The organism is Mucilaginibacter sp. P4_G9 (assembly GCF_056400985.1).
In genome coordinates, this window is record NZ_JBFUKF010000231.1 from 1 (window position 1) to 8,008 (window position 8,008).

At 42.0% G+C, this 8,008-nt stretch carries 7 protein-coding genes; 3 read left to right on the forward strand and 4 right to left on the reverse strand.

Annotation, left to right across the window (positions count from 1 at the left end):
• The first annotated feature begins 194 nt into the window (after positions 1-194).
• Positions 195-1,532 carry an efflux RND transporter periplasmic adaptor subunit gene (locus tag AC1DPZ_RS17760; protein ID WP_477405811.1) on the forward strand — a complete coding sequence of 446 codons (1,338 nt, stop codon included), beginning with the start codon at positions 195-197 and terminating at the stop codon, positions 1,530-1,532.
• A 69-nt stretch (positions 1,533-1,601) separates the two neighbouring features.
• On the opposite strand, the gene AC1DPZ_RS17765 is transcribed toward AC1DPZ_RS17760, so the two are convergent.
• From AC1DPZ_RS17765 to AC1DPZ_RS17780, 4 genes are all read right to left on the reverse strand, one after another.
• Positions 1,602-2,426, reverse strand: a complete 825-nt coding sequence (locus AC1DPZ_RS17765) for a type 1 glutamine amidotransferase (RefSeq protein WP_477405813.1) — start codon at positions 2,424-2,426, stop codon at positions 1,602-1,604.
• Between the two features lie 92 nt (positions 2,427-2,518).
• Positions 2,519-3,616 (reverse strand): carboxylate-amine ligase, encoded by a 1,098-nt coding sequence (locus tag AC1DPZ_RS17770; protein ID WP_477405815.1) that lies wholly within the window; start codon positions 3,614-3,616, stop codon positions 2,519-2,521.
• 401 nt (positions 3,617-4,017) lie between these two features.
• Positions 4,018-5,097 (reverse strand): ATP-grasp domain-containing protein, encoded by a 1,080-nt coding sequence (locus AC1DPZ_RS17775; protein WP_477405817.1) that lies wholly within the window; start codon positions 5,095-5,097, stop codon positions 4,018-4,020.
• A 107-nt stretch (positions 5,098-5,204) separates the two neighbouring features.
• Positions 5,205-5,912 carry an alpha/beta fold hydrolase gene (locus AC1DPZ_RS17780; protein WP_477405820.1) on the reverse strand — a complete coding sequence of 236 codons (708 nt, stop codon included), beginning with the start codon at positions 5,910-5,912 and terminating at the stop codon, positions 5,205-5,207.
• A gap of 133 nt (positions 5,913-6,045) precedes the next feature.
• Here AC1DPZ_RS17780 and AC1DPZ_RS17785 point away from each other — a divergent pair, with 133 nt between their 5' ends.
• Together AC1DPZ_RS17785 and AC1DPZ_RS17790 are read left to right on the forward strand one after the other, a co-directional pair.
• On the forward strand, positions 6,046-6,861 hold the full coding sequence (locus AC1DPZ_RS17785) for an alpha/beta hydrolase (RefSeq protein WP_477405822.1): 816 nt from the start codon (positions 6,046-6,048) through the stop codon (positions 6,859-6,861).
• Between the two features lie 239 nt (positions 6,862-7,100).
• Positions 7,101-8,008, forward strand: a 908-nt coding sequence (locus AC1DPZ_RS17790) for a GTP-binding protein (protein ID WP_477405824.1), incomplete at its 3' end; no start/stop codon positions are given.

Genomic DNA, 8,008 nt, shown 5'->3' on the forward strand with positions numbered 1-8,008 from the left:
GCGTTATACCGTTGGTTTGGTAAATTCATTGGATTATAATACATCATTAACTAATCTTAATAAATCGCAGTTTGATATGATTGAGGCGCAGTATATGGTTGTATTCAGAGCTAAGGTTATTGATTATTACCTGGGCAATCCTATAACATTATAATTATAAAAATCTAAAACCGTAAATATCCAAACTCATTATCATGGGAAAAACTACTAAATATATTCTGATAGGGCTTGGCTCTCTGGTTGTTCTGCTGATCATACTTAAAGCGACAGGTGTAATAGGTAAGCCGGCTTTAACACAGGTAGCTACCGAAAAAGCTGATGTGCGTGTAATTAATGAAACAGTATCTGCCAGCGGCAAAATAAAACCACATATTGAGGTTAAAATAAGCCCCGAAGTTTCGGGCGAGGTAGTTGAACTGCCTATAAAGGAAGGCGACGTGGTTAAAAAAGGACAATTGCTTTGTAAAATCAGGCCGGACATATTAAAATCTGGTTACGACCGYGCAATTGCATCATACAATACTCAAAAGGCAAGTGTAGGTAACTCCGGCCAGATGCTGAAACAAGCCGAAGCTACTTTTAACAACCAGGCCGGTATTTTTAAACGCAGCCAGGAGCTTTATAAAAACAAAGTGCTTACGGTATCAGAATTTGAAAATGCCAAAGCAGCGTTTGAGGGTGCAAAAGCATCATTTGAGGCTGCAAAGCAAAACGTTATTGGTTCGCAATTTGGTTTGGCTCAATCACAGGCATCAGTTAAAGAAGCTCAGGATAACCTGGCTAAAACAACTATTTACTCACCTGTAGATGGTGTAGTATCTAAACTTTCAATTGAATTAGGCGAGCGTGTTTTGGGTACACAGCAATTTGCAGGTACCGAGATCATGACCATATCTGATTTGAGCAAAATGGATGTTAATGTTGATGTAAATGAGAACGATATTAACCGCATCTCTTTGGGCGATTCATCAAACATCGAGATTGATGCGTTTTTAGGCAAGAAATTTACCGGTGTGGTTTCTGAGATAGGAAGTTCGGCCAATGTAGTGGGTACAACTGCCGACCAGGTGACCAATTTTACCGTTAAGGTTAGGATCAATGCTGCATCATATGCAGGTTTGCTTAAAAAAACTGCTGATAACCCGTCGCCGTTCCGTCCGGGATTGACAGCTACAGTTGATATTAATACCAACCAGGTTAAATCGTTATCGGTGCCAATTCAATCAGTAACTACCCGCGAGGAGAAAAAAGAGCAGAACGGCCCGCCGAAGAAAGATGACGATAAGAGCAAGCCGCAAATATCGCAACCATCTAAAGAATACGTTTTTGTGTTGAACGGCAACAAACTTAAACAGGTGCAGGTAACTACCGGTATCCAGAATGATACTTACATCCAGGTATTAAGCGGTCTTAAAAGCGGCGATGAAGTAGTATCTGCTCCGTATGCAGCTATATCAAAAACACTGGCCGATGGTATGGTGATTGAAAAGGTTGACAAAGGGAAGTTATTTAACGCGGATGCTAAACAGTAAAACATAACCTAAATTTTTATAACGAAGCCGCAGCCAGTAAAGGTGCGGCTTTATTATTTATAAGGAAGTTTACGAAACGCCCTGTAAGCTCAATACCGCCTGATTTAAAAAATTAGGGATAAGAGTGTTTTGCGTAAGGGTGATCTTATCCGGATCGGCAAGGTGCTGCAGCATTTCTTTGTATTTCACATCGCCATGTTCGTTTATAACTTCGTCTTTCTTTTCTTCTTTTAACAAAAGATTTCGCATGCCGTTGGCATCAGCTTCGGGATGAAACTGCGTAGAAAAAAAATACTCATTAAAACGGACGGCCATCATAGCCCGGGGAAGGTCAACGTGGGGGCGTTCTTTTTCAATAGCTACCAATTGCATGTTTAATTCCTTAAACCGTTTTCGGTTGGGGTTTATCACCTGCCAGCTGCGCGAATCCACAGTATAAAATGGTTCGGCAAGGCCTTCAAAAACAGGTTCGTTGAAGCCTTCGATAGTTTTATTAACGGGCAATACCCCAAATGATGGTGAACGGCGGGTATTAATATCACCCAATTCGTATTTACGACACATCAGCTGGAAAGAGTGGCACACAAACAACGCATGTTTTTTATCTGTATTGTTTGATAAATTATGATCCTCCAGTTTGTCGGTCAGCCTGAAATATTTCTTCTCCCACTCTGTACCTTCATAAAGCGGATTACCAGGACCACCGCTTGAAATATAGATATCAAAATCAAGTCCTGGTACTTCGCAACCCCTGCGAACATCAAAAATTTTGTAGGTAATATTTAAATCGTGCTGTGTTTTGTACCTGTTTAAAATATCCTGGAAACCGCGCATACCCTCGTTCGCTATCCCATCATACAGATCAAGTATGGCTACTTTTATTTCCGGTTTCATAAGCCCTCTAAATCTCCCCCGGTAAAGGAAACTTTTGTTTTTTTAATAATATATAATATAAAAGCCCTCCCTACCGGGAAGGGTTTGGCTGTCTATAGCCCCTTCAACGTTTGCGAGGTAATATAGTCAACCACGTCTTCAAAGTTATTGTTTTGCTGGTAAACGGCCAACTGCCTGTCGGCGCCGGTGCCGTGTTCCAGTATTTTGTGTACGTATTGGAGGTCGTCGCGCGAGCCGAGGTCATCAACTACATCGTCAACAAAATCAAGTAATTCCAATATGAGCGACCGGGTATTTACTTCCATTTCTTTACCAAAATCAATCATCTTTCCATCAATACCATATCGTGCGGCGCGCCATTTGTTCTCGTTAATAAGCGCACGTGAGTAGGTAATGAACTTCATGTTCTGTTGCCTGAGTTTATATAGCTTGGCGCACAGTGCCTGGAAAAGCGCAGTGAAAACAATTGTTTCATCAACCAGCATGGGGCAATCACAAATGCGGAATTCGATAGTTTCGAAAAATGGATGTACCCTGATATCCCACCAGATCTTTTTGGCATTATCAATACAATTGGTTTTTACGAGCAGTTTGATGTAATTATCATACTCCTCAATGCTGCTGAAATAATCAGGAATGCCGGTGCGTGGGAATTTATCAAATACCTTTGTACGGAATGATTTAAACCCGGTATTACGCCCTTCCCAAAAGGGCGAATTGGTTGACAGCGCGTAAATATGCGGCAAAAAGTACCTTACCTGGTTGGCAATATGAATGGCCATATCCCGCGATTGGATGCCAACGTGTACATGTAAGCCAAAAATAAGGTTTGAGCGGGCAGCATCCTGCATTTCATCCACTATCTCGAAATAGCGCGGATGATCGGTGATCAGCTGGTGTTGCCAGTGCGAGAACGGGTGTGTTCCCGCAGCGCCAATACGCAGGCCGATATCACCTGCAAGTTGGGCAACCGTGGTGCGCAGTTTGCCTACTTCTTTGCGGGCTTCCTGGGTGTTTTTGCAAATATGAGTGCCTACTTCCACTACGGCCTGGTGCATTTCGGCCTTCACCTGGTCCTCATGGATCTTTTGCGCGCTATCCACAATTCTTTGCTCATGCGATTTTAGTTCCCTGGTAACAGGGTCAATCACCATAAATTCTTCTTCAACACCTAAGGTAAACTCGTTCATAATTGGTTAGGGTTATGATAGCAACGGATATAAAACCTTCAGGGTTCGAAAGATTTTTTCCGGGGGCTACTGTGTGTATCCATTTTATATATCAAAAACTGTCGTGTGTTGCGTTCGCAACAGGTGAAACAGTAAAAAATTTTATCTATTTGATAGTTAGTAAATTATGAATTGTCATAAAATACAAAACGCAACAAAACCGCAACAGCAGAAGAAAAACAGCGGATATCAAGAGGCAAAACTTTAGGTTTCTAAACCGGGTGATTCCCCTATTTAACTGCAACTTTCCTCGTTCCCAAAGTAAGGGATCGCACATTCACCAGCGCTTTTTATCGTCCGGCAAGTCACTTGTCCCGGGAAGTCAATCCGACCAGTTGGGGGTCGGCATTGCCTGGATTAGATTACGCTTTCACCGCTTTCTTCGCTTTTACCACCTTCTCTTTCTTTACTTTCCCGTCAGTCTCAATAGCATGATCAATCGTGCCTACAGATACATCTGCCTTGGCGGGTTTAGGTTTATTAATACTTACCAATGGCGTTTTTGCTGCCGATGTTTTCACATATTCGCCCCAGGTAAGGTTATCAATGCCGTCTTTTTGTTTTTTGGCGCGCTCTATGGCGTAATCGGCGGCGGTTTCTACCACCCATTCAAAGTTTTCCTGGCCTACACTGGTTACTTCGGCATCAGGGGCCGGGTTGCAAAAATCAATAGCATAAGGCACCCCATCGCGGATAGCAAACTCAACCGTGTTAAAGTCGTAGCCCAAAAACTGGTTAAGTTTTATCACATAATCTTTAACCGTTTCCAATAATTTTTTTGATGCGGGCGCTTTGCCATGCTCGTAACGCAGGTGATGTGGATTACGGGGCTCGTACTGCATAATGCGTACATGTTTGCCGCCAATGCAATAACAACGGAAGTAATCATCAAAAATAACCTCTTCCTGCAGCATCATAACGTACTGTTTCGTTTGGTTGTATTTATCAAAAAAGTCTTCCTCGTTTTCCAGTTTATAAACCTCTTTCCACCCACCGCCGTCAAATGGTTTCATATAGGCCGGGAAACCCACATAGTTAAATATACCTTCCCAATCTAAAGGATAAGCAAGGTTACGGAATGACCTGTCGGTTGTATCATCAGGCAGATCTTTTGATGGCAGGATTACAGTTTTAGGTACCGGCACGCCAATTTTAACAGCCAGCGCGTTGTTAAAAAACTTTTCATCGGCGCTCCACCAAAATGGGTTATTGATAACGGCAGTACCACAAATAGCTGCATTTTTTAGTGCCGCGCGATAGAACGGCACATCCTGCGAAATCCGGTCGACAATTACAGCGTAATCCAAAGGCCCGGCCTGCATTACTTTATCAATGCGGACAAACTCCGCCGAAATATTTTTCTCGGCCTTCTGGTTTATTCGATCCACAAATGCCTGCGGAAATGAATTTTCCTGTCCGAATAAGATGCCTATTTTTTTCATAGTTATAGTTAATATGTAGTTACTGTTTGTAGATGCTTGTCTTTTATCCTTTCATTCCTTATTCATCCGATTTTTAGTCCTTGATCTTTTATCCTTGCTCCATCATCTTACTTTATGGTTGATAAATAATGTGGAAACATTTCCTGCCATATCGGCCAGTCGTGACTGGCATTCGGACGGATATCCAACCAATGGTTAATGCCTTTATTGTTTAAAATGTTTGACAGCTGAATATTATAGTCTTTGCAGATATCATGTTCTGACGTGCCGAGGATGATGTTTATCTGCCATAATTCGCCACGGTCGCTGCCTGGCAAATAATCTACCGGGTTGTTGTAAAAAACATCATCATTGTAAAAACCATCGGTAAACATTTTAATATCAAATGCACCGCCCATCGTAAACAGGTGAGCCACTTTCTCCGGGTGTTTAAAAGCGAAATTGGCCGCGTGGTATCCACCGAAACTACAACCGGCAAGGGCTACTTTGCCTACGCCGGTTTCGTGCATAGCCCAGGGTGCCAACTCATTAAGCAACATTTTATCGTACCAGCTGTAGTTGCGGGCCCGGTCGGCCGCATGGATACCTTTGTCGTACCAGGTACGGTCGTCAAGTGTATCGGGGCAGTAAATTTTCACCAGACCTTCATCTACAAACCATTTCACGCTATCTATTAAGCCAAAATCCTTGTTTTGATGATAGCGACCTTTGGTTGTTGGGAATAGGATAACAGGAAAACCCCTATCGCCAAATACCAGCATTTCAACGTGTAAGTTTAAGTTTGGCGAGTACCAGCGGTGATATTTTTCTGTCAAAATGGTCGGTTTATGTTTTCAGAATGTAAGTTAAGCGGTTTAACTGAAAAAGGCAACTAACTGATAAATAAAAACATTAGCTTAATAAATTAAAAACATAGCGTACTTTTGTGCCCTTTAAATTTAACATAATATGTATTTGGGCTGGGCTGAAACTGAGATGGTGATAACCGAAAAAAATATAATTGTAACCTCCAAACTGCTTAACAGGGAAGTGATATGTACCCTTTTAATGCCCGATGAGCAGGAAATTGCAGAGCCCCTAAGCCTGCTATTACTAAACGACGGTCAGGAGCTTGAAAACCTACAACTTACGCAAACGCTGGAGCAGCTATACAACTGTAATCGCATAAAACCACTATTGGTTGCAGCCATACACGCGGGCGACGAACGCCTGCAGGAATATGGCGTTGCGGGCAAGCCTGATTTTAAAAAGCGTGGTATTAAAGCTGATATTTATACCCGGTTTATTATAACTGAACTGTTGCCACAGATTAAAGAACAAACCGGTATCAGCGAATTTGAAACTACAGCCTGCGCCGGTTTTTCTTTGGGGGGACTATCGGCATTTGATATTTGCTGGAATAATGCGGATTTATTTGATAAGGTTGGGGTGTTCTCCGGATCATTCTGGTGGAGAAGCAAAGATCTTACAAAAGGTTATACCGATAACGACCGGATAGCTCATGCACTTGTAAGAGAAACCGAAGGCAAACCCAACTTGAAATTCTGGCTGCAAACAGGTACCAAAGATGAAACCAGCGATAGGAATAAAAACGGGATCATAGATGCCATTGACGATACAATCGACCTGATTAAAGAACTGGAAGGCAAAGGCTATACCCGTCCTGCTGATATACAGTATGTTGAAGTGGTAGGTGGCAGCCATAATGCCGAAACCTGGGGTAGGGTTATGGGGAAGTTTTTGAGTTGGGGATTTGGGAGGTAGAGTTTTTATAAATTAGCTTGAATTTACCTGATCGCCACGGCGATCCTTTTACCGCCTGATAATCTCCCAGGCTACTACCGAAAATATCACTATTATCTCTRCCGATCAGCACTTTAAAGCTTGCGCGGTTACCACCCTTTGGTAATAGAATTGTATAAATCTTTACCCATAACTTGACAACGCTTTAAAATCTCATATATTAACGTTACCTTTGCGCCAAAATCAGAAGAGCATTTTTCATGCAAAAAATAAGAAACATTGCGATCATCGCACACGTTGACCACGGTAAAACCACTTTGGTTGACAAAATTTTACACAGCTGCGCCATCTTTCGTGATGGCCAGGAAACTGGTGAATTAATATTGGACAACAATGACCTGGAACGTGAGCGTGGTATTACCATCGTATCAAAAAACGTTTCGGTAATGTATAAAGACGTTAAGATTAACATTATTGATACACCTGGTCACGCCGATTTTGGCGGTGAGGTTGAGCGTGTATTGAAAATGGCTGATGGTGTATTATTACTTTGTGATGCTTTTGAAGGCGCTATGCCTCAAACCCGCTTTGTAACCCAAAAGGCTTTAGCTTTAGGCTTAAAACCAATTGTGGTTGTAAACAAAGTAGATAAAGAGAACTGTCGTCCCGAAGAAGTTTACGAACAGATATTTGAATTATTCTTCAACCTTGAAGCTACTGAAGATCAGCTGGATTTCCCGGTTATCTACGGTTCATCAAAACAAGGCTGGATGAGCACCGACTGGAAAAAACCTACTGAGGATATTTTCCCGTTAATGGATGCTATATTAGCTAATATTCCTCCTGCGCCTATAGCTGAAGGCACCTTACAAATGCAGATCACTTCTTTGGATTATTCTTCATTCGTAGGCCGTATTGCTATCGGTCGTGTGGCTCGTGGTACTATTAAAGAAAACCAACCGGTATCTTTGGTAAAGCGCGATGGTACTATCCAAAAATCAAGAATAAAAGAACTTTATACTTTTGAAGGTTTGGGTAAAGTTAAAGCTACAGAAGTAAGCTCTGGCGATATATGTGCAGTTGTTGGTATTGACGGTTTTGATATTGGCGATACAATTGCTGATTTTGAGAAACCAGAGCAACTGGAAGTTATCCATATTGATGAGCC